A 24017-nucleotide genomic window follows, 5' to 3' on the forward strand; every position below is an offset into this window, starting at 1 on the left:
ATACATTCGATACGTCAACGCCTTTAGCCTGAGGCGGTGGCCGATGAATGCTTGTTCTGCGGAATCGTCTCCGGTGTAGTTCCTGGTGTGCGCGTGGCAGAGGATGCCGACACATACGCCTTCATGGATATCAATCCGGGTTCGGACGGCCATCTGCTGGTCGTTCCGAAGCGGCACAGCAAGGACCTCCTCGAGATCCCGGCCGAGGATCTGAGTGCCGTCGCGGTGGCGGCCCAGCGGATAGCGAAAGCGGTCGTTTCCGAGCTCGGCGCCGACGGGGTGAATCTGCTGAATTGCTGCGGCGCCCACGCATGGCAGACGGAGTTCCACTTCCATCTGCACGTGATTCCACGGTATGTCGACAAGTCCAAAGACCGGCTCGGTCTGCCGTGGGCACCGGGCATCCGCGGTGACGCCTTGACCATCTCCGCCCTGGGAAACCGACTGTCCAACGCGCTGGCGTAGCGTTCGAGTCATGAAACCTGGTGATCGCGTCGCCGACTTCGAACTTCCGGACCAGACCGGCACAACCCGCAGCCTCTCGGCGCTCCTGGCCGACGGGCCCGTCGTGCTGTTCTTCTATCCCGCTGCCAATACCCCCGGCTGCACCGCCGAGGCGTGCCACTTCCGCGATCTGGCAAGCGAATTCAAGGAAGTCGGCGCCTCGCGCGTCGGCATCAGCGTCGACTCGGTAGACAAGCAGGCCGACTTCGCCGATAAGCGCAAGTTCGACTACCCGTTGCTCTCGGACACCGGCGGCAAGGTCTCGTCAGCGTTCGGGGTCAAGCGCGGTCTGTTGGGCAAGCTGGCTCCGGTCAAGCGGACCACGTTCATCATCGGCACCGACAAGACGATTCTCGAAGTCTTCGCGAGCGAGCTCAACATGAACGCGCACGCCGACAAGGCTCTAGAGTTCCTCCGCGCCCGCAAGTAACACGTCGGCGTCAAAGCAACTGTGCGCGCCGGTGTGGCACGCCGGCCCGGTCTGGTCGACTTCCAGCACTAGCGTGTCACCGTCGCAGTCGAGCCGCACCGCGTGCACGTACTGAGTGTGGCCGGATGTCTCGCCCTTGACCCATAGACGCTGCCGGGATCGCGAGAAGTATGTCCCGCGTCGGGTCGCCAGGGTCTGCGCCAACGCCTCGTCGTTCATCCACGCCACCATCAGCACCGTGCCGGTGCCGCGCTCTTGCACCACCGCGGTGATCAGGCCGGCCGCGTCGCGCTTGAGGCGACCGGCAATCCCTGGATCCAGCTCGCTCATCGCACCGTGATCCCTTCCACGGCCATCGCCGCCTTCACCTCGGCGATGGTCAGTTCCCGAAAGTGGAAGACACTGGCGGCCAGCACCGCGTCGGCGCCGGCCTTGACCGCGGGTGAGAAGTGCTCAACCGCACCGGCTCCGCCACTGGCGATCACGGGTACGTCAACCGCTGTACGCGCGGCGGCGATCATCGGAAGATCGAAGCCCGCCTTGGTGCCGTCCGCATCCATGGAATTGAGCAGGATCTCCCCCACACCCAATTCGGCTCCCCGCCTGGTCCATTCGATGGCATCGATCCCGGTGCCCTTGCGGCCACCATGGGTCGTGACCTCCCACCCGGACGGTGTCGGCGCGTCACCCTCACGGACCCGGCGCGCATCCACGCTCAGCACGATGCACTGTGAGCCGAACCGCTGTGCCAGCTCGGCCAACAACTCCGGACGCGCGATCGCCGCAGTATTGACGCCGACCTTGTCCGCGCCCGCTCGCAACAGCACATTGACGTCTTCCACCGATCGCACACCGCCGCCCACCGTCAACGGAATGAACACCTGCTCGGCCGTGCGTCGCACCACATCCAACATGGTTGCCCGACCCGCCGACGAGGCCGTGACATCGAGAAAGGTCAGTTCATCGACGCCCTCGGCGTCGTATGCGGCCGCGAGCTCGACCGGATCGCCTGCGTCACGAAGGTTTTCGAAGTTAACACCCTTGACCACGCGACCATCGTCGACGTCAAGGCAGGCGATGACACGGGTAGCAACACTCATCGGTAGTCCTCCGGATCCCCGACCTCAGCCAGCACTTCCAGGATCTGTTCGTGCACACCGGGCGCGGCCACCAATACCGATGGCGATTCGGGGGTCCAAAGATTGCCGCGCAGATCCGTCGCGTGACCGCCCGCGGCCTCAACCAGTGCGATACCTGCGGCGTGATCCCACACGTGCGCGCCGAAACTCACTGCGCCGCCGAGTATCCCGCCTGCCGTGAACGCCAGATCGATACCGGTGCTGCCGTGCATCCGCAGGCGCGAGGTGATGCGGCTCAGCTTCTCCACCACCGCCAGGCGGTAGCGACCCGGCACCCGCCCCTTCCAGTCGATGTTGAACGTGCCCAGGCCCACCGCAACATCCGCGAGATCGGCACGTGGCAACGGCGGCATCGCAACACCGTTGCGCACCAATGGACCACCTGCGACACCGGTGTACCTGTCCCCCATGAACGGCAGCCAGGTCAATCCGGCGACCGGCACCCCATCGGAGAGCAGTCCCAGCAGAATCGCAGCCATCGGAGAACCCGCCGCGTAGTTGACGGTTCCGTCAATGGGATCCACCACCCAAACCAGACCAGAATCCACTGCCGGACCACCGAATTCCTCGCCGTGCACACCGATTCCGGTGCGGTCGGTAAGCGCCTCCACCACCATCCGCTCGATGGCCAGGTCCTCTTCGGTGGCGAAGTCCTTACCACCCTTGAACACGACACCATCGGCACCGTGCCCGGCCACGAAGCGCTGCGCCGCCACGTCCAGAATCAAGGACGCCTCGGCTACTAGCGCATTCAGATCAGGCATGTCAGGAGACGGCAGCCAGTGCATCCGGCAGGGTGAAACGGCCCGCGTAGAGGGCCTTTCCGACGATCGCGCCCTCGATACCCGCCCCGGTCAGCTCCGCGATGGCCCGCAGGTCATCCAGGCTCGACACCCCGCCCGAGGCGATCACAGGTGCGTTCGCCACACCTGCGACCTGCGCAAGCAGCTCGAGGTTCGGACCGGTCAGAGTGCCATCCTTCGTCACATCGGTGACGACGTAGCGCGAACACCCCTGACCGCGCAGACGTTCCAGTACCTCCCAGAGATCGCCGCCGTCGCTGACCCAGCCGCGGCCCCGTAGCCGGTGCTCACCGTCCACGATCTGCACGTCAAGCCCTACGGCCACGCGCTCGCCGTGGCGCGCGATCGCGGAGGCACACCATTGCGGATCCTCCAGTGCGGCGGTACCGAGATTGACTCGGGCGCAGCCGGTCGCCAGGGCTGCCGTCAAAGACTCGTCATCGCGGATGCCACCCGAGAGCTCTACTTTCACATCGAGCTCGCCTACCACCTGTGCCAGCAGCTCGCGGTTGGAACCACGACCGAAGGCCGCATCCAGGTCCACCAGATGCACCCACTCGGCACCGTCGTTCTGCCACGCCAAAGCCGCATCGCGGGGTGAACCGTAGGTGGTTTCGCTGCCCGCCTTGCCCTGCACGAGGCGCACTGCCTGACCATCGGCGACGTCGACCGCCGGTAATAGAACGAGACTCAAGAGATTCCCTTCACCCAATTGCTCAACAACACGGCCCCCGCATCGCCACTCTTCTCCGGATGGAACTGAGTGGCAGCAAGTGCCCCATTCTCCACTGCCGCGACAAATGGCACGTGATGGGTCGCCCAGGTCACCAGCGGCTTCGCGATCGGTGAGTCGACGGGCGTTTCCAGCTCCCATTTCTGTACGGCGTACGAGTGCACGAAGTAAAAACGCGTGTCGGCGTCCAGACCTGCGAACAGATCCGATTCGGCCGGCGCATCGACGGTGTTCCAGCCCATATGCGGGATCACTGGTGCATCCAGGCGGCTGACCACGCCGGGCCACTGACCGCAGCCCTCGGCGTCGACACCGAATTCGATGCCGTGGCTGAACAGGATCTGCATGCCGACGCAGATGCCCAACACAGGGCGGCCCCCGGACAGTCGCACGTCGATGATCCGCTCACCGTCGATACCGCGCAGTCCCTCCATGCAGGCCGCGAAGGCGCCCACCCCGGGCACGACAAGACCGTCGGCGTTCAGCGCCGCGTTGGCATCGGCGGTCACCGTGACATCGGCACCGACCCGTTCCAGCGCGCGCTGTGCCGATCTCAGATTGCCCGAACCGTAGTCGAGGACAACGACTTTAGGTCCAGCACCGGTCACAGGCTGCCCTTGGTCGACGGCACTCCGGTAACCCGGGGATCGGGTTCCACCGCTTGGCGCAGCGCTCGGGCGACAGCCTTGTACTGCGCCTCGGTGATGTGATGCGGGTCGCGGCCGTACAGCGTGCGCACATGCAGCGCGATCCGGGCGTTGAGCGCCAACGACTCGAACACGTGCGCATTGATGACGGTGTGATAGGGAACCGAAGAACCTGCGATTGTGGTGTGCAGCAGATGATCCGGTTCGCCGGTGTGCACACAGTACGGTCGGCCGGAAACGTCCACCGCGGCGTGGGCCAGGGTTTCGTCCATCGGGATGAAGGCATCACCGAACCGGCGAATTCCCTTCTTGTCACCGAGCGCCTCGGCGAGCGCCTGGCCAAGAGTGATGGCGGTGTCCTCCACAGTGTGGTGCGCCTCGATCTCGGTGTCGCCCTTGGCCGTGATCGTCAGATCGAAACTGGCGTGGGTGCCGAGGGCCGTGAGCATGTGGTCGAAGAACGGCACGCCGGTGTCGATGTGCACCTGGCCGGTGCCGTCCAGGTTCAGTTCCACCACAATGTCCGACTCGCGGGTGGCGCGCGCCACGCGTGCCACCCGATTCCACGCCGATGCCGTCATGAGGGCGCACCTTTCTCTAGGTCCGTCGCGGCCAGATTGTCGCTGACCTTCAAGAACACGTCATTCTCGCTCGCCAACCCGATGGTGACGCGCAGAAATCCCGGAATGCCGACATCGCGGATGAGAACACCCGCGTCGAGATAACGCTGCCAGCTCGCGGCCGAATCGGTGAATCGGCCGAACAGCACGAAGTTCGCGTCACTGGGAATGACCTTGAATCCGCTGGCCGATAACGCTTCCGATACCCGGATACGTTCGGCGACCAACGTCGCAACGCTGCCGAGGGTCTCGGAGCCATGTTTCACCGCGGCACGCGCGGCGGCCTGGGTGAGCACGGAGAGGTGGTACGGCAGTCGCACCAGCAGCAGCGCATCGATGACCGCCGGTGCCGCAGCGAGGTACCCCAGCCGCCCACCGGCGAAGGCGAAGGCCTTACTCATGGTGCGGCTCACGATCAGCTTCGCCGGATACTCGTCGATCAACGTGATTCCGCTTGGCGCTGAAGAGAACTCGCCGTATGCCTCGTCCAGGATCACGATGCCCGGTGCCTCGTCGAGGATCTGCCGCAAGTCCTGCAGCGGAACCGACTGTCCTGTTGGGTTGTTGGGACTCGTCACGAAGATGACATCGGGCTGACGCGCTCGAATCGCGTCGACCGCCGCACCGGCATCGAGCGAGAAGTCTTCCAGGCGCTGAGCCTGCATCCATTCCGTCTGGGTTCCATCGGAGATGATCGGGTGCATCGAGTACGACGGCGTGAAGCCCAGCGCGCTGCGCCCGGGCCCGCCGAAGGCCTGCAGCAGTTGCTGCAGTATCTCGTTGGAACCGTTTGCCGCCCAAACATTCTCGGCAGCGACGGGCACCCCGGTCTGCCCCGTCAGGTATGCCGCCAGATCCGTGCGCAGGGCCACCGCGTCCCGGTCTGGGTATCGGTGCAATTCCGCGGCCACCTCGCGAACCGACGCGGCGACGTCCTCGATCAGACCGTCCGATGGTTCGTGCGGATTCTCGTTTGTATTCAGCCGCACCGGCACGGTCAACTGCGGTGCGCCGTAGGGATTCTTGCCACGCAGGCTATCCCGCAGCGGCAAGTCTTCCAGCCGGGCCGCGCCTCCGATCAGATCGCTCATGATCGCTCGAACCTGCGCCGAACTGCCTCACCGTGCGCAGGCAGATTCTCAGCGTTGGCAAGCGTAATCACGTGCCCGGAAACCTCTTTGAGGGCGGCCTCGGTGTAATCCACGATGTGAATGCCGCGCAGGAAGGTCTGCACGGACAGCCCACTGGAGTGCCGTGCACACCCGGCGGTGGGCAGTACGTGATTGGATCCGGCGCAGTAGTCACCGAGGCTTACCGGCGACCACGGGCCCAGGAAGATCGCACCGGCACTGCGCACACGGGCGGCCACGGGCACGGGATCGGCAGTTTGAATTTCCAGGTGCTCGGCCGCATAGGCATTCACGACCTTGATTCCAGCGCTGAGATCGTCGACGAGCACGATTCCCGACTGGGGGCCGGTCAACGCCGCGGTGACACGTTCGGCATGCACGGTCGTCTCCAGCTGTGCGGCGGTCTCTTTCACCACCGCATCGGCCAGTTTTTCACTCGTGGTGACGAGCACGCTTGCCGCTAACACGTCGTGTTCAGCTTGGCTGATCAGGTCGGCGGCCACATGCACCGGATCTGCCGTCTCGTCGGCGAGGATGGCAATCTCGGTGGGGCCTGCCTCGGCATCGATGCCCACCAGCGACCTGCACAACCGCTTGGCCGCGGTCACGTAGATATTGCCGGGCCCGGTAATCATGTCGACCGGAGCAAGTTCGCCGCCATCGGTGTCGACGCCGCCATGGGCCAGTAGCGCGATTCCCTGCGCACCGCCGACCGCCCAGATCTCCTCAACTCCAAGCAACTGCGCCGCCGCGAGAATCGTCGGGTGGGGCAGCCCGCCGAACTGCGCCTGCGGCGGTGAAGCGATGACGAGGGAACCGACTCCGGCCGTCTGCGCCGGCACGACATTCATCACGACGCTCGACGGGTACACGGCGTTACCGCCGGGAACGTACAAGCCGACGCGTTCCACGGGCACCCATCGCTCGGTCACGGTGGCACCATCGGCGACGGTGGTCACCGTGTCCTGGCGGCGCTGATCGGCGTGCACCGCCCGCGCGCGCAGGATGGCCACCTCGAGTGCGTCGCGCACCGCGGGGTCCAGTTCAGCGAGGGCGCGCTCCCGCTCGGCCGCCGGCACGCGAACGGTCTCGGGGCGGACACCATCGAACTCGGCGCAGTACTGAAGTGCCGCCTCGGCGCCGCGGTCTCGGACCGCTTCGACGACCGGCCGCACCGTCGGGAGCACGGCGTCGACGTCGGTCCCGCCCCGCGGGAGGGCAGAGCGCAGATGGGACGGGGACAGGCTTGCACCACGCATGTCGATACGGCGAAGCAGCGTCGTGCCGCCTGCACCAAGAGCATCTGCTGGGGTGGGTCCGTCGATCACATCCGCCATTCTCCCAGAGCTGCTCAACACCATTTACCACGCAGTCACCGGTTGTGTGTGACGCACGTCTAACTAGACTCGTCCACGAAAAGCCGCACCGACCCACAACGATCGGATCATCGATGTCAGCAAACCATCAGCCCGGCGTGCCCATGCTTCTGCCTGACTGGCTTGAGCGAGCTCAGATCAAGTTCATTAACCCGATCATGGCCCCTATCGCACGCTTTCTGCCTTCATTCGCCACCGTTACGCACTTCGGCCGCACCTCGGGCGCCAAGTACGAAACCACTGTGAATGCATTCCGCAAAGGCAATGTCCTCTCCATCGGACTGATTCACGGCAAGACCAACTGGACGAAGAACGTGATCGCCGCCGGCGGTGCCGACATCACGCTCTTCCGCGGTAAGCAGATTCATGTGATCAACCCGCGCATCGTGGAGCAAGGCCAAGGGGATCCGGGACTGACCCGGGCGACCCGCCAGGTGAACAAGCGCGCGGGAGTGTTCGTCGCCGATATCGCCCAGTAGATATTCATCAGCTGTTGAATTTCTGGGCGAGTCGTGCCCATACTGAGGCGTGTCTGATTTCGAACAGCTGGTCCGTGACCGGTCCTCGATCCGTGATTTCTTGTCGACACCTGTCCCCCGGGATGTTCTGTTGGCTGCCCTGGAGACGGCACAGCACGCGCCATCGAACTCGAACATCCAGCCGTGGCGCGTCGTCATCGCCGAAGGCGCGATACGCGAGCGCCTGAGCGAGTCGTTGGTGGCCTGCGTGCGGAGCAACGGCCTGGGCCGCATGGAGCTTCCCGACGAATACAACGCTCGGCGGTTCGCTGTCGGAGTCCAGGTCTACGGGGCGCTCGGTGTCCAGCGCGGCGATGCCGAGGCACGTTTGGAGGCCGGGCTGCGGAACTTCAGGTTCTTCGGTGCACCCACCGCCGCCATTGTCGGGGTGGACTCACGGCTTGGCCCGGCCGATATCGCCGGAGTCGGCATGTACCTGCAGACTCTTGCCCTGGCCCTGCAGTCGCGCGGGATCGGTTCGTGCATGCAGGTCGCTCCCGCCATGTTTCCCGAAGCGATCCGCCCGGTACTCAAGCTGCCCGAGAGTCTGAATCTGGTCTGCGCGGTGTCCATTGGCTACGCGAATCCCGATGCCCCGGTGAATGCTGTACGCGCCCCGCGCGACCCGGTCAGTGCCAATGTCACGTTCCTGGAATGAGGAACTCCTGCTCGGGACGGCCGGTGGTGCCGTACCGCAACCGCATCTGCAATTCTGAACTTCCCACCAGTGAGGCCAGGTAGCGCTGCGCGGTCGCACGTGAGATACCCACCGCCACAGCTACTTCCGCCGACGACATGGGCGAGCGCGCATCCCGAATCGCATGCAGGACGATCTGCTTGGTCGGCGACGCCGCGGCCGCGGCGCGCGGCACGCCGACACTGGGCCGCAGGGACTCCAGAGCGGCGTCCACCTCGGCGGGGCTGAGCTCGTCACTGTGCAGGATCTTGCGGTACCGGGCGTACGCAGTCAGCCGCGCCACCAGCGAGGCGTTGGCGAATGGCTTCACCAGATAGCTCGCAGCACCGGCGATCAATGCATGCCGGATCGTGGCGCCGTCGACCGCCGCCGACAGGACCATGGCATCGCAGCGCAACTCGCGCACGAAGTCGATCCCGGACCCGTCGGGAAGGTACACGTCGACCAGTGCGAGATCGACGTCGGTCGACCTCGTCACCTCGTGAGCGGCACCGATGCTGTTCGCAGTCGCCACAACCGTGAATCCCGGTACCGCATCGACAATCCCGGCATGCAAGTTGGCCACCCGGAAGTCATCGTCGACGATCAGCACCTTGATCGTGGTTTCGTTCATCCCGGGTCCTTCCCGTCGGTCTCGGTCATCACCGATGGCATCCGCGCACTGAATTCCGCACCCGCAAGCCCGGGGCCTGTCCCCGCTGCCGTCGCCAGCCATACATCGCCGCCCAGCCCCCGGGCGATCTGGCGCGACAATGCCAGGCCCACTCCGCGGCCACCCGGCACTGCGGCATGCTCCTTGGTCGAGATCCCTTCTGCGAAAAGATCATCCGCCACGCATTCGGCAACGCCGTCACCGCTGTCGGCGACACTGATATGCAGCGTAGAACCATCCTGAACCACACCGACCTCGACCCGACGGTGCGGGTCAGCCCCGGTACGTGCCGCATCGATCGCATTGTCGATCAAATTGCCCAGCACAGTCGTGACATCAACGGGATGCACGAGAGTGCCAGATACCCAGGTGTTGTCGCCCAGTGTCAGAGTGACGCCTGCCTCGCGCGCGTTCGCGGTCTTCGCCGCCACAAAGGCCTGAAGATAGGGATCGCCCAACGTCTCGATATCCGGAAGTGCCGCACCCAGCGGCCCGGTACCGAGCAACTCGTCCAGGAGCCGGGCAGCCTCCTGCGTCCGATTTCCATGCACCAGCCCGCTCAGCAGGTGCAAGCGGTTAGCGAACTCATGCCGCTGCGCCCGCAGTACGGCGCTCATCGACTGGACCGCATCCAACTGCCGAGTCAGGGATTCGACGTCCGTTCGATCGCGCACGGTGAGCACCGCACCAAGCTCACGCCCAGCCCGGGTCACTTGCCGTGCGGTCACCACCACAACCCGGTCACCTACCGTTGCCAGAACCGGCGCCGCCGACTTCTCCCGAAGCACCCCGAGAATCCTTGGCGTCAAGCCGATATCGCTATCCGGCTGCCCGGTCACCTCATCCAGCCCCAGCAGACGTTTCGCCTCATCGTTGACGACTGTCGTGCGCCCCTCGACATCCACGGCGAGGACCCCTTCGCCGATGCCGTGGAGAACCGCCGCTTGTTCTCTGACCAACTCGGCCAACTCGGCGGGCTCCAGGCCCAGAGTGAGGCTTCGCCACCGGCGAGCCAACAACACCGAGCCGCCGATTCCGAACAGAAATGCCACACCGACAACGCATCCCGCGATCCTCAGATCCGAGAACAATCTGTCGCGCACAGCGGTGGTCGATACGCCGACACTGACCTCCCCCACCACGGTTGACGAACCAGGCTGCCGGACCGGCACTTTGGCCCGTACGGAGCCTCCCAGCGTCCCCGTCTCCTCGACGACCACATCTCGTCCGGAAAGAGCGCCCGACGGATCGGTGCTGACGGGGTGGCCCAGTCGCTCCTGCGTGGGGTGCGCCAGCCGGAGCCCATGCTCATCGGTGATCACCACGAACAGCGCGTCGCTGCGCTCCAGCACCGCAGCAGCGATGTGTTGCAGCGGCCCATCGGAGAGCTCATCGGTGAGGCCCTGTCCCGGAATGAGCGTGCCCTGCGCATACTCGGTAACCCGTGCCCGTACCTCCGGCATGGCCGCCACCGTTCCCGCGATCGCCAGCGCCCGCTGGCCGTACTCGGAGGAAAGCCGCCGATCGCCCACCGCGGCGAGCACCGCGAACGCCAAACCCAATGCCAGAAAAATCACGGCGACCTGCAGAAGAAGCACCTGCGTGCGCAATCGCAGCACGATGCGCTTCCCGGAACCCATGTGCCCGAGCCTAGGCAGGCCGTGCGCAGAATGCGCAAAACTGACGAAATCCACGATTTGCGCGGGTAGTGCGCACAAGCAGAAATCTGTGACGCCCACCACTTATGTTCAGTCTCCGTCGGCTAGCGAAGGAGAAGGCAATGACGCTTCCACTCATCGAACTTCAGGGCGCAACCAAACGGTTCCCCTCCAATCGAGGCGACGGTATCCACACCGCGGTCCGAGATCTGAACATCGACATCGGCGCCGGGGAATTCGTCGCCGTCGTCGGCCCCACCGGATGCGGTAAGTCAACCACCTTGTCCCTCGTGTCCGGACTTGAACCGCCATCGGCCGGCCGTGTTCTGGTGCGCGGCGAGGACGTATCCGATATCCCCGCAGGGGTGGGCTATATGTTCCAGCAGGATGCGGTCCTGCCGTGGAAGAACGTGATCGACAACGTCGCCCTGGGTCCGATCTATCGCGGCGCGAGCAAGGACGCGGCCCGTGAGAGGGCAGCGACCTGGGTCCGGACCGTGGGCCTGGCCGGGTTCGAGAAGTACTACCCGCATCAGCTCTCGGGCGGGATGCGCAAGCGTGTAGCGCTGGCCCAGACCCTGGTCAACGAACCCGAGATTCTGCTCATGGATGAGCCATTCAGCGCCCTCGATGTACAGACCCGCCAGCTCATGCAGGACGAACTGCTGCGGGTGTGGTCAGGCACCGGAGCGGCGGTCATCTTCGTCACCCACGACCTCGAGGAGGCGATCGTGCTGGCCGACCGAGTGGTGGTGATGACCGCAAGCCCTGCCACCGTCTGTGGTGACTTTCCTGTCACCCTCCCGCGTCCCCGCGATGTCGAAGAGGTGAGACTCACCGACGAATTCCGGACGATCTACCGCGAAATCTGGGAAACACTGCGCGATCAGGTCGAGGCCGCTCGCGCGAAGGGAGAGTCTCGTGTCGCATAGTCTGCTCATTCGTCCGGTGTCCGAAAGCGACGAGGACATCCTCGAGCGCGCCCGTCGCAACAAGCGTCGCAGCCAGATTCGCGTCTGGGGGTTGCGGACCCTGCTGGTGGTGGTGTGGCTGGCCTCGTGGGAGTTGGCCGCCACGCTATGGCTGGATCCCTTCTTCTACTCGAAGCCCTCACTGATCTGGGGCCGATTGATTGAGTGGTTCACCGTCGGCACCCAGTTCGGCTCGATATGGCTGCAGATCTTCACCACTGTGCAAGAGGCCGTTCTGGGGTTCCTGATCGGTACCGTCGCGGGAGTGACATTGGGTGTGCTGCTGGGCCGCAGCCGCTATTGGTCGGAGGTGTTGGCACCGTTCATCAAGGCGCTCAACGCTGTTCCGCGCATCGTATTGGCATCACTGTTCATCATCTGGTTTGGTCTGGGGCTGAGTTCCAAGGTGGCCACCGTGGTGGTTCTGGTCTTCTTCGCGGTGTTCTTCAACGCGTTCACCGGTGCCCGTGAGGTAGATGGAAACGTGATCAACAATGCCCGGATTCTCGGTGCCAGCCCTACCCGCATCCTCACCTCGATCGTGCTACCCAGCGCGACAAGCTGGATTCTGTCGAGCCTGCATACCGCGTTCGGATTCGCCCTGATCGGCGCCGTCGTCGGTGAATATGCGGGCGCTAGCAAGGGATTGGGCCTTTTGATCAGCAACGCCCAGGGCACATTCGACTCTGCGGGCATCTACGCCGGCATGATCATCATCACGGTAGTCGCCCTGCTCGCCGAATGGCTCATCGGTATCGCCGAATCCCGGCTGCTGAAATGGCGTCCCACACAATCCAGTTCGGGTCACGGAGTGTAGTGATGAGAAGACACGTACTCACCTTCGTTCTCATCACCGCTGTGCTGTTGACCGCTGGATGCCGGGACTCCCGGCACATCCCGATGGCCAATGGCAGACCGCAGGTCACCATCATGGTGGGCGGCCTGGAGAAGATCATCTATCTACCGGCGATGCTCACCCAGCAGCTCGGCCACTTCAGGAACAACGACATCGACGTGACACTGCTCAGTGAGCAGTCGGGCGCCACCGCGGAGACCGCGTTGCTCACCGGCGATGTGCAGGCGGTTGTCGGCTTCTATGACCACACCATCGACCTGCAGGCCAAGGAGCAATGCATTACCTCGGTGGTTCAGATGGCAGACGTTCCGGGTGAGGTGGAGCTGGTATCCGCCAGGGACACCGCGACCGTCTCGTCTCCTGCCGACTTCCGTGGCAAGAACCTCGGTGTCACTTCGCTGGGGTCATCCACAGACTTCCTGACGCAGGCCCTGGCAGGGCAGGCCGGACTGAACACCGCCGACTACAACCGGGTCAAGGTCGGTGCGGGACAGACATTCATCGCCGGAATGAACCATGACGGCATCGACGCCGGTATGACCACGGATCCGACGGTGGCGCAGATGGTGAACGCGGGCCAGGCCAAGGTCCTCGTCGACATGCGCACCGAGGCGGGAACACGCCAGGCTCTCGGCGGTCTGTATCCGTCGACCGCGCTCTACATGCGGTGCGACACGGTGAAGGCGCATCCCGAGATCGTGCAGAAGCTCGTCACGGCATTCGTCCAGACGCTGCGGTGGATCAAAGAGCACTCCCCCGCACAGATCGCGGACAAGATGCCACCTCAATATGCGGGCGGAAACAAGGACCTGTACCTGCAGTCGATCGCCGATTCCATCGGAATGTTCAACGGTGACGGGTTGATGAAAACCGAAGGCGCACAGAATGCCTTACGCATCCTCGGGATGTATTCCAAGAATGTGGCGCCCGTGAAGCAGCGTATCGACATCACCGCCACCTACACGACCGAGTTCGCACGGGCCGCACTTCGGGATTGACGCTACATATCCAAACCGATGTCGAGCACTCGGGCCGAGTGCGTCAACGCACCCACCGCAAGATAGTCGACACCCGTCTTGGCGTACGCGGCCGCCGTTTCCAGCGAAAGCCCCCCGGAGGACTCCAGCTTGAGTTGCGGAGCGCGTGCATCACGACGCTGCGCGGCCACCTGGGTCTGCCAGACAGGAAAGTTGTCGAGAAGGACGAGTTCTGCCCCCTCGGCGATGACCTCGTCGAGCTGTTCGAGAGAGTCGACTTCGACCTCACACTCGATGTTCGGAGCGGCCGCGCGGACCGCCCGCAACGCGGCCACCACCGAACCGGCGGCCACCACGTGATTGTCCTTGATGAGTGCGGCGTCGCCGAGGCCGAGGCGGTGGTTCACACCACCGCCGGCACGCACCGCATACTTCTGCAGGAGTCGCAGTCCCGGAAGGGTTTTGCGGGTATCGCGGATCTGCGCGCCGGTTCCGTCGACAGCATCCACCCAGGCAGCGGTGGTGGTCGCGATTCCGGAGAGGTGACACACCAGATTCAGCATGGTGCGCTCGGCAGTAAGCAGATCGCGAGTGGGGGCGGTGACGGTGAGCAGCGGCGTTCCGGTACCCACGCGCGTGCCGTCGGTGAGGCGATTCTCGACGCGATAATTCCCTGCGCCGACAACCTCGTCGAGAACGATGAGGGCAATGTCAATGCCGGCAACGACTCCCCCCGAACGTGTCACCATCGAGGCGCTGCACTCCGCGTTGGCGGGCACAGTTGCCTGGCTCGTGATGTCGGGGCCATAGCGGAGGTCTTCTTCAAGAGCACGCTTAACTGCCGAACGCGCCTCGGCGAGTTCGGTTTCCGTCAATGTTTCGGTCAACATGGCACCCCCGACGGTAGCGCAACTTCGCATCCGTCTGCGTCGCGGCGCACCGGAAGACTCACGGCAAACTCGGGATCGGTGTCCGGCCAATCCGAGCGGGCATGGCAGCCTCGGGATTCGGCGCGGGCAGCGGCCGCACTGACCACAGCGGCGGCGGTCAGGGTGAGCGCGGCGTCCTCCACATCACGTGGATTCATACCGCTGGAATCGGACGATGTTGGGACGCATGAGCGCAACTGCTCGTCCAGTAGCTTGAGCCCGTCCGCATCACGCAGCACTGACGCCCAGCGAGTCATCGCTGCCTGAAGTCGTCGACGTTCGAGGTGTGTCTGCGCACGATCACGATCTGCGGCAATGGCCGACCGGCCAACTACCCGGGCGGCGGCCTCGCCCGCACGCCTGCCCACCACGAGTCCTTCCAACAAGCTGTTGGAGGCCAGCCTGTTTGCCCCATGCATGCCGGTACGAGCGACCTCTCCGGCGGCGAATAATCCGGCAATCTCCGTCTGGCCGTAGGGATCGGTGACAACGCCGCCGCAGCTGTAATGCGCCCCTGGAACCACGGGGATGAGCTGGACCGCGGGATCGATGCCCGCCGCGACGCATGCAGCGGTGATGGTCGGGAATCGGCCCGCGAAGTTGCCGATCGCGCGTGCGTCGAGGTAGACGCATGGATCTCCGGTCTCGCGCAGCCGCCGGGCGATGGCCCCGGCCACCACATCGCGTGGTGCCAGATCGCCCATCGGATGTACCCCGGCGGTCACCGAATCTCCCTGTTTATCAACAAGAACGGCACCTTCGCCGCGGACTGCCTCACTGATGAGAGGACGGCAGCCGGTGGCCCCGGGACTATGCAGCATGGTCGGGTGAAACTGGATGAACTCGATATCGGCCACCGGAGCACCCGTACGCAGGGCCAGTGCGATCCCGTCGCCGGTGGAGCCCGCTGGATTGGTGGTCGCCGAATACAGATGTCCGAGACCGCCGGTGGCGAGAATCACGGCCCCGGTGCGGATCGCGCCCAGACCGTCGCCGTTCTTGACGAGCACACCGCCCACACCGTCGGGCCCCGTGAGAACGTCGTGCACCACGTGACTGCGCCGGATGTCTAGCGTCGCCGCGGCGTGATCGAGTGCTCGCTGCACCTCCGCGCCGGTGGCATCGCCGCCGGCGTGAATGATCCGACGGGTGCTGTGTCCGCCTTCACGCGTCAATGCCCATTGCCCGGAACGTGTTTCGTCGAATCGGGCACCGTCTTCCACCAGATCACGCACTGCGCGGTAGCCGTCCGACACGATGGAGCGCACCGCGTCGACGTCACACAGACCGGCCCCGGCGGTCAGTGTGTCCTGGACGTGCGCCTGGACCGAATCGTCCGTATCGGGAAGCACCACGGCGATACCGCCCTGGGCGAAATGCGTCGCCGTGGCTCCGACCTTGCTGAGCACCACGACCTTTCGGCCGAGGCGGTGTGCTGCGAGCGCCGCCGCCAATCCGGCTACACCCGCGCCGACGACAACCACATCGGCCTCGGCCGACCAGGTGGTCCCCGCCGGTAGTGTCATTCTCCGCCGCCGGGCTGTCCGATCTCAATCATCCGCTGCACACTGCGCCGGGCCAGCCGCGCGGTGTCCAAGTCCACATGTACCTCATCGCGGCCCTCGACGAGGCAGCGCAGCATGGCCGCGGGGGTGATCATCTTCATGTACGTGCACGAGGCTCGGTCGTTGACCGCCAGGAAGTTCACGTCGGGAGCGGCCTTGCGCAGCTGGTGCAACATGCCGACTTCGGTGGCCACCAATACCTCTCGCGCCCGAGTCTCACGGGCCGCGTCGAGCATGCCGCCCGTGGACAGGATCTTCACCCGGTCGTCGGGGACGGCACCTTCTCCCGCCAGATAGAGAGCCGATGTCGCGCATCCGCATTCGGGATGCACGAACAGCTCGGCATCCGGATGTGAACGCGCCTGTCCGGCAAGTTCGTCGCCATTGATTCCGGCGTGCACATGGCACTCGCCCGCCCAGATCTGCATGTTCTGACGGCCTGTCACCCGCTTGACGTGTGCGCCGAGGAACTGGTCAGGACAAAACAACACCTCGCGGTCCGGGTCGATCGACGCGACGACGTCGACAGCGTTCGAGGACGTGCAGCAGATGTCGGTGAGCGCCTTCACGGCCGCGGTGGTGTTGACGTACGAGACCACCACGGCGTCGGGAAACTCGGCCTTCCAGTCGCGCAACTCCTCGGCGGTGATGGAGTCGGCCAGCGAGCACCCGGCCCGCTGATCCGGGATGAGCACCGTCTTGTCCGGACTGAGAATCTTGGCCGTCTCGGCCATGAAGTGAACACCGCAGAACACAATGGTGTCCTCGGGCGCCTCCGCGGCGATACGGGAGAGCGCCAGGGAGTCGCCGACATGGTCCGCGACGTCCTGGATGGCAGGAAGCTGGTAATTGTGCGCAAGCAATGTGGCACCGCGCTGCTTGGCCAGCCGACGCACTTGCTCGGCCCAACGGGCATCGCCCTCCACCCCGGTGTATCCACCGGGGCCGTCGATCACGCCGTCAAGTACGACGTCAGCTGCCGTCATGGCCGCCTCCTCGCGCCCTTGGGTCTCGGTCAGCCTTCGGGCTGCGTTTGGCCGACCGAGGTTTTCGACTTATGATCGAAAACATGGTCCATACTAGCACCGAGCACGAGGTGTTAGCCGTGGTGTTCCAAGTACGTCACTTCGAAGACACCGCAACCAGCGCAGATGCATCGACGCCCACTCCTGAACTTGCCGTGTTGCTCTGGCAGCGCGCGCTCGAACCGCACCGCGGCGCCTGGGCACTGCCGGGCGGCCGGGTCCGCGCCGACGAGGATCTCCCCTCCTCCATCCGCCGGCAGCTCGCCGAAAAGGTGGACGTGCGTGAGTTGGCACACCTCGAACAGCTGGCCGTGTTTTCTGCACCGGGGCGTGTTCCGGGTCCGCGCACCATCGCCTCGACCTTCCTCGGGCTCGTCCCCTTCCCTGCCACGCCCGAGCTTCCCGCCGACACCCAGTGGCACCGGGTGAGCAAGCTGCCCGCGATGGCCTTCGACCATCAGGTGATGGTCGAACACGCGCATACCCGCCTGATAGCCAAGATGTCGTATACCAACATCGGATTCGCCTTGGCGCCACAGGAATTCACGCTCTCGATGCTCCGCTACATCTACTGTGCGACGCTGGGGTATCCCGTCGACGCGACCAATCTGCAGCGCGTGTTGGTGCGGCGTGGTGTGCTCACTCCGACCGGGACCACCGTGCGATCGGGCCGCAGCGGCGGTCGGCCCGCCGCGCTCTACCGATTCACCGACGACCGGTACCGGGTCACCGATGAATTTGCCGCGCTACGCCCTCCCGGCTGACGGGGACTAGCCTCTTAGAGTCTTCTTAGGGTATGAATGCCGGGGACCTTGAAGGGAGCTCGGGCATGGCACCCCACGATCTGGCGATATCCGGTGACGTCAAGTGGATCGGCGAACCGCCTCATCAGGAGCTCGAGCGCGGCGCGCGCCCGCTGCTGCCCACCGAGGATCCGTTCTATCTGCCACCCCGCGGATTCGAACACGCCCTGCCTGGCACCGTGCTGCGCACCCGCGATGTCGAGATCGGGTTCCTGGGCGTGATACCGCAGCGATTCACCGCGACGCAGCTGCTGTACCGCAGCAATGACCTCAATCGCCGCCCTGAAACGGCGGTGACCACCGTTCTCACGCCCACCGGCACCGACCCGGCGGCATCCGTTCCGATCGTCTCCTACCAATGCGCCATCGACGCCGTCACCGACCGGTGCTTCCCCTCCTATGCCTTGCGCCGCGGTGCCCATGCGCTCGGCTCCTTCACGCAGCTCGAACTGCTCCTGATCGCGGCACTGCTCGCCCAGGGCTGGGCCGTCTCCATACCCGATCACGAGGGCGTCGACGGGACCTGGGGTGCGCCGGAGGAGCCCGGGTATCGGACGCTCGACGGAATTCGGGCGGCACTGGACTGTGAGCGCCTCGGGTTGTCCCGGCGTGCGCCCATCGGACTGTGGGGGTACTCCGGCGGAGGACTTGCCACCGCCTGGGCGGCGGAAGTCAGTGCCGAGTACGCACCCGAGCTCGATATTGCCGGTGCGGTCCTCGGTTCTCCGGTAGGCGACCTGGGGCACACCTTCCGTCGCCTCAACGGCGGGCTGTTCGCCGCGCTGCCCGGGCTGGTCGTCGCCGCCCTCTCGCACGTGTATCCGGGCCTCGAGCGGGTGATCGAGGAGCATGCGACGCCCCAGGGCAAGGAGTTCCTCGGTCGGCTCGAAGGCATGCCAACCTTGCGGGCGATCGTCGCCATGGCCTTCAAAGACATGGACGATCTGGTGGACCAGCCGCTGGATCAGCTCCTCGAGACCCCTGAGGTGCAGCATGTCTTCGAGAGCATCAAGCTCGGAAAGACCGTCCCCACTCCTCCGGTTCTCATCGTCCAGGCCGTGCACGACCAGATCATTTCGACGTCGTGCATCGACGAACTCGCCGAGACCTATCGCGGCGGTGGCGCCCACGTCGCCTACCACCGTGACCTGCTCAACGAGCACCTGCTGCTGCACCCGATGTCCGCACCCATGTCGATGGCATGGTTGCGCGCACGATTCGCCGGCGACGGCCTGGGCACGGAGCCGCGGCGTACGAGCTGGCCGCTGGCGTTGAAGCCCTCGACCTACCTGGGCCTGTTCAAGCTCGGCTGGGTGAGCGCCAAGGTGCTGGGCGGCCGTCCTCTCTAGAGAAGGGTCAGCTGTTCAACGCGGCAAGGGCGGCGTCCACGGCAGTCTTCTTGACCTGTGTACGTGTTCGGCCCGCGTACTCGATGGTGCAGTCCGACAATCCGCCGAGGGCCACTGTCGCCCGAATCATCTGTACCGGTGAGGGTTTGGTGCCCGCCAGAAGTGTGATCAGCTTGCGTCGCCATTCGATCATCCACTCTCCCAGCTCGATCTGTCCTAATGTAGCCAGGTCGCGCACGATGATGCCCAGCACCACGCGATGCGCCCACAGCACGTCGAAATAGTCCTCCAACAGTTGGCGCGCGTCCCGTGATCCGCCGGTGGCCAAAAACGCCTCCAGGTCGTCCACCATCGGCTGCACGATGCTCCGTACCAGATCGTCACGCGACGAAAAGTGGTAGTAGAGAGCGGGCTTGGTGATATCCAGCCGGGCCGCTATGTCCCGCAGGCTGGTGTTGCGCAGCCCCTGCTCGGCGAAGAGATCTCGCGCGACCGCTTGGATGCGCTCCCTGGTGTTGATCGCGACGGGCGCTTCGGGGGTCATCGTCCGATAATAGTCACTGACTTTCCGGTCGGTAAGCAGTATGCTCGATTTACTTACCGATCGTTAAGTAAGGAGGCGGACATGCGGGTGCTCATTTCTGGCGCGAGCGTCGCCGGCCCCACGCTGGCTTACTGGCTGGCGCACTATGGATTTGACGTCACAGTGGTCGAACGCTCACCTGCTCCACGCAAATCAGGGGGCCATGCCGTCGATTTGTTCAAACCCGCGATGGACATCGTGGAGAAGATGGGCGCTCTCGAGAGGATCGAGGCTCGTAAGGTCGGCACCGACCTGCTGTCCATCCATCGCGAGGGTAAGCCTGACCTGGTGGATCTTCCCGAGGCGCTCATCTTCTCGGCCGTCTCGCAGCGCCACGTCGAGATCATGCGCGACGATCTCAGCGAGATCCTGTATGACACCAGCTCCTGCACCGCCGAGTACATCTTCGGCGACTCGATCACCACGCTTACCGAGGACGGCACCGGCGTTGACGCCACTTTCGAGACGGGCCCCGAACGCCGCTTCGAACTCGTCATCGGCGCGGACGGATTGCACTCGAATGTTCGCAACCTGGTATTCGGTCCCGAGGCAGGCTATTCGCATTGGCTGGGCGAATATCTCGCGGTCGCATCGATACCCAACTACCTAGAGCTGGACGACCGCGCTCTGATGTTCCCGCGGGTCGATCGGATGGCGGGCATCTACAGCGCCGCGCTACTCCCGGATGCGCGCGCGTTCTTCCTGTTCCGCCCGCCGGCACCACTTGAGTACCACCACCGCGATGTACCACGGCAGAAGGAGCTATTGCGCGAGGCGTTCGCAGACTTCGGCTGGGAAGTGCCACGGATGTTGGCGCAGGTGGACGCGACCGACGCGTTCTACATGGACTCCATCACCCAGCTGCGGATGGACACCTGGTCAAAGGGCCGGATCACGCTCGTCGGTGACGCCGGATACTGCCCGGGTCCGGCGGTGGGCGGAAGCACCAGTCTGGCCGTGGTCGGGGCATATGTGCTCGCCGGGGAAATCGCGGCCGCGGCAGGCGATCACACTCGCGCCTACCCCGCCTGCGAAGCAGCCCTGGGTGAGTATGTGCGCCGGAGCCGTCAACTGGCCCTGACCGCTTCGGACACCTTGGTGCCCAGGAACCGTTTCGGACTGTGGACTCTTGTTCACGGCGCACGAATCCTTGGTCATTTGCCGCCGTCATTGGCACGCGTCGCCTCCCGGCTTGTCGCGGCACGCGCGCTGAGCATCCACGATACCTTCGCCATCCGCGACTACCAGGGAATGATCCGCCCATAGCACATCGACCACGGTCCGGATCAGGAAGCGCCAGAACGTCATTGGCGATGACGATTAGCGCGTTGCTAGCCGACACCACCTCATTGCGGTGGCCAATTCACGCGTGAGCACCCCGTACGCTGACATCCGGGTCGCTTCGAACCAGACAGAGGAGTGAGATGGACCGGACCGCCAATCCCTTGTTCAAGGCGGGTATGGCCGCTATCACCGCAACCGCCATGGTTGTCGCGCCAACGGCCGTTCCGCGCACGCCGCAAGCCATCTCGCTCCCCGACATCCGATCAGCCGCAGTTCGTCTGAGCTCATTCGCATTCACGCCACAAGCCGACAACGGCCCGCTGGGCACGCTGACCGGGCTGAAGTTCCCGCTGCCGTCGAGCGCACCCGGGGCATCCGACGCACCGGCCGGGCCGCTCCCGCTCGCTCCGATCACCAGCGCCAGTCTCCTGGCGCAGCCGCGTGCGGCGGCAGCCTCGCCTGCCGCCCCCTCCGTCGCGCCGTCTCGGTCCAGTGCTCCCGTGGCCGCGGCTGCGGGTCCCGCCGTCGCGAACTCCATCACCAATGGCATCGATCAGGCCTATCAGTTCATCCAGTACTGGGTGGATTACGGCGTAGACCTGGCGCAGTGGGGTGCGGGGTTTGTTCCCGTCATCGGCGGCCTCGTCAGCGCGCAGATCGGCATCGTCTACGACAATCTTGTTCGGCCCATCGCCAACAGCTTTGTCTACAACCTCGTCGACCCGATCATCAACGACCCCAGCTTCTCCAACATCGTCAACTCGTTCGGACGATTCGGCAGTGACATCGTCAACTCCGTCATCAATTTCGCGTGGGCGGAGGCACGCTACTTCCTGCCACCACTGCCGCCGCTGCCCGGTTTGGCCCTGCAAGCGACGGCCGATTCGGTCGGTGCGACGCCCACTTCCATTCACGAGGCATTGGCGCCGTTCACCAAGGCCTTCAAGGACGCCCAGGCGCATTTCGCAGAGACTCTGGGCCTGACGAAAGCCGATCAGAAACTCGCAAGTCTCGAAAAGACCGCCATCACAGCGGAAACCACCACAGACATCACCAACGGCGCTGCTAAGGAAGACGACAAGACCGCGGCAGCAACCACTGCGGATGTTGATAGCAAGGACATCAAGGACCGCACCGAGACCAAGACTCCGGGCAAGGACAAGGCCGCCACCGCGGCCGTCGACAAGGACGCGAAGACGGACGTGAAGGCAATCTCCGACACCACGGAGACCGCGCCCGGCGCCACCAATCAGTCGCCCAAGGACGCTCCTAAAGACGCCACGCCCGGCAGCGCTGCCGGCGGTACCCAGGGAGATTCCGGCGAGGCGCTCACGGGTACTAAGCCAGCCAAAGATGCAGAGAATCTGAAGGATTCGACTAAGGAAGATAAGGCACCCACCGCCGCGGTGATCAAGGACAACACCGACAAGCTGGCCAAACCGAAGGCTCCCGCCGCCAGCACCACCGAGCACGGCACCGTCAGCGCACAGGGCACCGTCCGCGGACCCATCTCGCAGTCGACCACCGGACACCCTGCGGGCTCCCAGAACCCGGCAGGCAAGACCTCCGATGCCCAGGCACAGGGTGCGGAGTCGAAATCTTCCGAGACAAAGACCTCGGAGACGAAGACTTCCCAGACCAAGACATCGGAAACCAAGTCATCGGTCACCAAGCCATCCGAGTCCAAGAGCTCCGGATCCAAGCCGCCGAGTACGTCGACGGCGCACGACTCGGCGAGCAAGTCCGCCGGATCGGCAAGCGGCTCGTCCAAGTCAGGTAGTGACGGGTCTAAGTCGAGCGGCGGCGGCCACGACTAAGCGGTCTCAGCGCTGTTGATGGCCGTCGGCGAGAAATTCTGCAGCAGAAAGTCATTCAGGCGCTGAGTAGATGCGGCACGGGTGGAGGTGCCCCACGCCAGCGCAATTGATCGGTGGTAGCCATCGCCGACCAGCGGTATCTCGCGGATACCTGGTGGTGTGCGGTCGTCATGCGGCAGCAGTGCGATGCCAAGCCCCCGGCTGATGAGTTCACGGATCGTGCCGAACTCGGTGACTTCGATGGCAATATTCGGGACGTAACCCGCCGCACGACACCAAGTCTCGGTGAGCTGCCGAAGGTTGTAGCTGGGCGGATTGGCGATGAATGTCTCGCCGGTCAGCTGGTCCAGGCGTAGCCCGGTCTCCCTGGCGAGCCGGTGATCCATGGGTACCGCGACCTGAATCCGCTGCGCACCGATCGTGGAGTGGTGCAGACGCTCTGGCGCGGGAATCACGACGGCGAGGTCGAGATTCCCGGTCATCAGCTCTGCACCGAGTTCTGTTCCGTGCGCCTGTTTGAGCAGTACCCGGATACCCGGGTGTCGGTGCCGGAACGCAGCGAGAAGATCGGGGATATGGCCCGACCCCATGGTGAGCGGGAACCCGAAACGCACCGTCCCATGCTCTGGGTCCGCATCTCCGGTGAGCTCTCCAAGAGTGCGATCGAGTTCGGCCAGGGGCTCACGCGCCCGGGCCGCGAGGCGACGCGCCTCAGGGGTTAGCCGAACCGTCCTTCCGTCACGAATGAGCAGTGGCACCCCCAGCGCCGTTTGCAGCGAGTGGATTCGCCGGCTCATTGACGACTGCGGAATATCCAGCGCCAGTGCCGCCTGCGTCATATGCCCGTCATGCGCGGACAACTCCACGAGCGCCCGCAGCTGGGGAGCCAGTTGAGATGTCCATTGATCCATTACCGGATGATACTTGCCCAATCATTCATTGGACGGAATG

26 protein-coding genes are annotated in these 24017 nt (G+C 64.6%); 11 read left to right on the top strand and 15 right to left on the bottom strand.

Annotated elements, in window-relative coordinates; genetic code table 11:
* Nucleotides 1-36: 36 nt before the first annotated feature.
* Nucleotides 37-465, top strand: coding sequence for an HIT family protein (locus tag AOT87_RS05965; protein WP_057965865.1), 429 nt, complete (start codon nt 37-39; stop codon nt 463-465).
* A gap of 10 nt (nt 466-475) precedes the next feature.
* Nucleotides 476-934, top strand: coding sequence for a peroxiredoxin (locus tag AOT87_RS05970; RefSeq protein WP_030093379.1), 459 nt, complete (start codon nt 476-478; stop codon nt 932-934).
* Here AOT87_RS05970 and hisI read toward each other — a convergent pair.
* From hisI to hisD, 8 genes are read right to left on the bottom strand one after another with little or no spacing between them, the layout of a single operon-like run.
* Complete coding sequence (hisI, locus tag AOT87_RS05975) at nt 908-1264, bottom strand: phosphoribosyl-AMP cyclohydrolase (RefSeq protein WP_030093380.1); 357 nt, start codon at nt 1262-1264, stop codon at nt 908-910. The genes AOT87_RS05970 and hisI overlap by 27 nt on opposite strands.
* Complete coding sequence (gene hisF / locus AOT87_RS05980; protein ID WP_057969048.1) at nt 1261-2034, bottom strand: imidazole glycerol phosphate synthase subunit HisF; 774 nt, start codon at nt 2032-2034, stop codon at nt 1261-1263. Before hisF ends, hisI begins: the two co-directional genes overlap by 4 nt.
* Entirely contained in the window at nt 2031-2837 is an 807-nt protein-coding gene (locus AOT87_RS05985) for an inositol monophosphatase (protein WP_109398725.1), read from the bottom strand. The genes hisF and AOT87_RS05985 overlap by 4 nt, the downstream gene beginning before the upstream one ends.
* Nucleotide 2838: 1 nt before the next feature.
* Entirely contained in the window at nt 2839-3570 is a 732-nt protein-coding gene (priA, locus tag AOT87_RS05990; RefSeq protein ID WP_030093383.1) for a bifunctional 1-(5-phosphoribosyl)-5-((5-phosphoribosylamino)methylideneamino)imidazole-4-carboxamide isomerase/phosphoribosylanthranilate isomerase PriA, read from the bottom strand.
* Nucleotides 3567-4217, bottom strand: a complete 651-nt coding sequence (gene hisH, locus AOT87_RS05995; protein ID WP_046253774.1) for an imidazole glycerol phosphate synthase subunit HisH — start codon at nt 4215-4217, stop codon at nt 3567-3569. The genes priA and hisH overlap by 4 nt, the downstream gene beginning before the upstream one ends.
* On the bottom strand, nt 4214-4837 hold the full coding sequence (hisB, locus tag AOT87_RS06000; protein ID WP_057969050.1) for an imidazoleglycerol-phosphate dehydratase HisB: 624 nt from the start codon (nt 4835-4837) through the stop codon (nt 4214-4216). The genes hisH and hisB overlap by 4 nt, the downstream gene beginning before the upstream one ends.
* Complete coding sequence (locus tag AOT87_RS06005; protein WP_057969051.1) at nt 4834-5967, bottom strand: histidinol-phosphate transaminase; 1134 nt, start codon at nt 5965-5967, stop codon at nt 4834-4836. The genes hisB and AOT87_RS06005 overlap by 4 nt, the downstream gene beginning before the upstream one ends.
* Nucleotides 5964-7265: a histidinol dehydrogenase gene (hisD, locus tag AOT87_RS06010; protein ID WP_044104009.1), complete on the bottom strand. Its 1302-nt coding sequence runs from the start codon at nt 7263-7265 to the stop codon at nt 5964-5966. Before hisD ends, AOT87_RS06005 begins: the two co-directional genes overlap by 4 nt.
* Nucleotides 7266-7486: 221 nt before the next feature.
* Here hisD and AOT87_RS06015 point away from each other — a divergent pair, with 221 nt between their 5' ends.
* Both AOT87_RS06015 and AOT87_RS06020 read left to right on the top strand, forming a co-directional pair.
* Entirely contained in the window at nt 7487-7861 is a 375-nt protein-coding gene (locus AOT87_RS06015) for a nitroreductase family deazaflavin-dependent oxidoreductase (protein WP_057969052.1), read from the top strand.
* Between the two features lie 49 nt (nt 7862-7910).
* Nucleotides 7911-8558: a nitroreductase gene (locus AOT87_RS06020; protein WP_057969053.1), complete on the top strand. Its 648-nt coding sequence runs from the start codon at nt 7911-7913 to the stop codon at nt 8556-8558.
* Here the strand turns inward: AOT87_RS06020 and AOT87_RS06025 are convergent.
* Nucleotides 8542-9210: a response regulator gene (locus AOT87_RS06025; RefSeq protein ID WP_057969054.1), complete on the bottom strand. Its 669-nt coding sequence runs from the start codon at nt 9208-9210 to the stop codon at nt 8542-8544. The genes AOT87_RS06020 and AOT87_RS06025 overlap by 17 nt on opposite strands.
* Nucleotides 9207-10889, bottom strand: a complete 1683-nt coding sequence (locus AOT87_RS06030; RefSeq protein WP_234795869.1) for a sensor histidine kinase — start codon at nt 10887-10889, stop codon at nt 9207-9209. Before AOT87_RS06030 ends, AOT87_RS06025 begins: the two co-directional genes overlap by 4 nt.
* 140 nt (nt 10890-11029) lie before the next feature.
* Here AOT87_RS06030 and AOT87_RS06035 point away from each other — a divergent pair, with 140 nt between their 5' ends.
* Genes AOT87_RS06035 through AOT87_RS06045 form a run of 3 tightly spaced genes read left to right on the top strand, consistent with a single transcriptional unit; the run spans nt 11030 to nt 13732 of the window.
* Nucleotides 11030-11839, top strand: coding sequence for an ABC transporter ATP-binding protein (locus AOT87_RS06035; RefSeq protein WP_030093392.1), 810 nt, complete (start codon nt 11030-11032; stop codon nt 11837-11839).
* Nucleotides 11829-12695: an ABC transporter permease gene (locus AOT87_RS06040; RefSeq protein ID WP_030093393.1), complete on the top strand. Its 867-nt coding sequence runs from the start codon at nt 11829-11831 to the stop codon at nt 12693-12695. The genes AOT87_RS06035 and AOT87_RS06040 overlap by 11 nt, the downstream gene beginning before the upstream one ends.
* A gap of 2 nt (nt 12696-12697) precedes the next feature.
* Complete coding sequence (locus tag AOT87_RS06045; RefSeq protein ID WP_057969055.1) at nt 12698-13732, top strand: ABC transporter substrate-binding protein; 1035 nt, start codon at nt 12698-12700, stop codon at nt 13730-13732.
* 2 nt (nt 13733-13734) lie between these two features.
* Here AOT87_RS06045 and nadC read toward each other — a convergent pair whose 3' ends face one another.
* The 3 genes from nadC to nadA are packed head-to-tail and all read right to left on the bottom strand — an operon-like array spanning nt 13735 to nt 17191.
* Complete coding sequence (nadC, locus tag AOT87_RS06050) at nt 13735-14601, bottom strand: carboxylating nicotinate-nucleotide diphosphorylase (protein ID WP_057969056.1); 867 nt, start codon at nt 14599-14601, stop codon at nt 13735-13737.
* Nucleotides 14595-16166 carry an L-aspartate oxidase gene (locus tag AOT87_RS06055; protein WP_057969057.1) on the bottom strand — a complete coding sequence of 524 codons (1572 nt, stop codon included), beginning with the start codon at nt 16164-16166 and terminating at the stop codon, nt 14595-14597. The genes nadC and AOT87_RS06055 overlap by 7 nt, the downstream gene beginning before the upstream one ends.
* Nucleotides 16163-17191: a quinolinate synthase NadA gene (gene nadA / locus AOT87_RS06060; protein ID WP_046253784.1), complete on the bottom strand. Its 1029-nt coding sequence runs from the start codon at nt 17189-17191 to the stop codon at nt 16163-16165. The genes AOT87_RS06055 and nadA overlap by 4 nt, the downstream gene beginning before the upstream one ends.
* Nucleotides 17192-17274: 83 nt before the next feature.
* Between nadA and AOT87_RS06065 the strand changes: the two genes are divergently transcribed.
* Both AOT87_RS06065 and AOT87_RS06070 read left to right on the top strand, forming a co-directional pair.
* Complete coding sequence (locus AOT87_RS06065; protein WP_057969100.1) at nt 17275-17994, top strand: NUDIX domain-containing protein; 720 nt, start codon at nt 17275-17277, stop codon at nt 17992-17994.
* Between the two features lie 65 nt (nt 17995-18059).
* Entirely contained in the window at nt 18060-19382 is a 1323-nt protein-coding gene (locus AOT87_RS06070) for a lipase family protein (protein ID WP_057969058.1), read from the top strand.
* 7 nt (nt 19383-19389) lie between these two features.
* Here the strand turns inward: AOT87_RS06070 and AOT87_RS06075 are convergent, their stop codons facing one another.
* Nucleotides 19390-19926 (bottom strand): TetR/AcrR family transcriptional regulator, encoded by a 537-nt coding sequence (locus AOT87_RS06075; protein ID WP_030093400.1) that lies wholly within the window; start codon nt 19924-19926, stop codon nt 19390-19392.
* 81 nt (nt 19927-20007) lie between these two features.
* Here AOT87_RS06075 and AOT87_RS06080 point away from each other — a divergent pair, with 81 nt between their 5' ends.
* The gene (locus AOT87_RS06080; RefSeq protein ID WP_057969059.1) at nt 20008-21231 is read left to right on the top strand and encodes an FAD-dependent monooxygenase; all 1224 of its coding nucleotides are present in this window, start codon (nt 20008-20010) and stop codon (nt 21229-21231) included.
* Nucleotides 21232-21389: 158 nt separating this feature from the next.
* Nucleotides 21390-23066: a hypothetical protein gene (locus AOT87_RS06085; protein ID WP_057969060.1), complete on the top strand. Its 1677-nt coding sequence runs from the start codon at nt 21390-21392 to the stop codon at nt 23064-23066.
* On the opposite strand, the gene AOT87_RS06090 is transcribed toward AOT87_RS06085, so the two are convergent.
* Nucleotides 23063-23977: a LysR family transcriptional regulator gene (locus tag AOT87_RS06090; RefSeq protein ID WP_057969061.1), complete on the bottom strand. Its 915-nt coding sequence runs from the start codon at nt 23975-23977 to the stop codon at nt 23063-23065. The genes AOT87_RS06085 and AOT87_RS06090 overlap by 4 nt on opposite strands.
* Between the last annotated feature and the right edge of the window lie 40 nt (nt 23978-24017).

Source organism: Mycobacteroides sp. H003, from assembly GCF_001440135.1.
In the GTDB taxonomy this organism is placed as follows: domain Bacteria; phylum Actinomycetota; class Actinomycetes; order Mycobacteriales; family Mycobacteriaceae; genus Mycobacterium; species Mycobacterium gwanakae.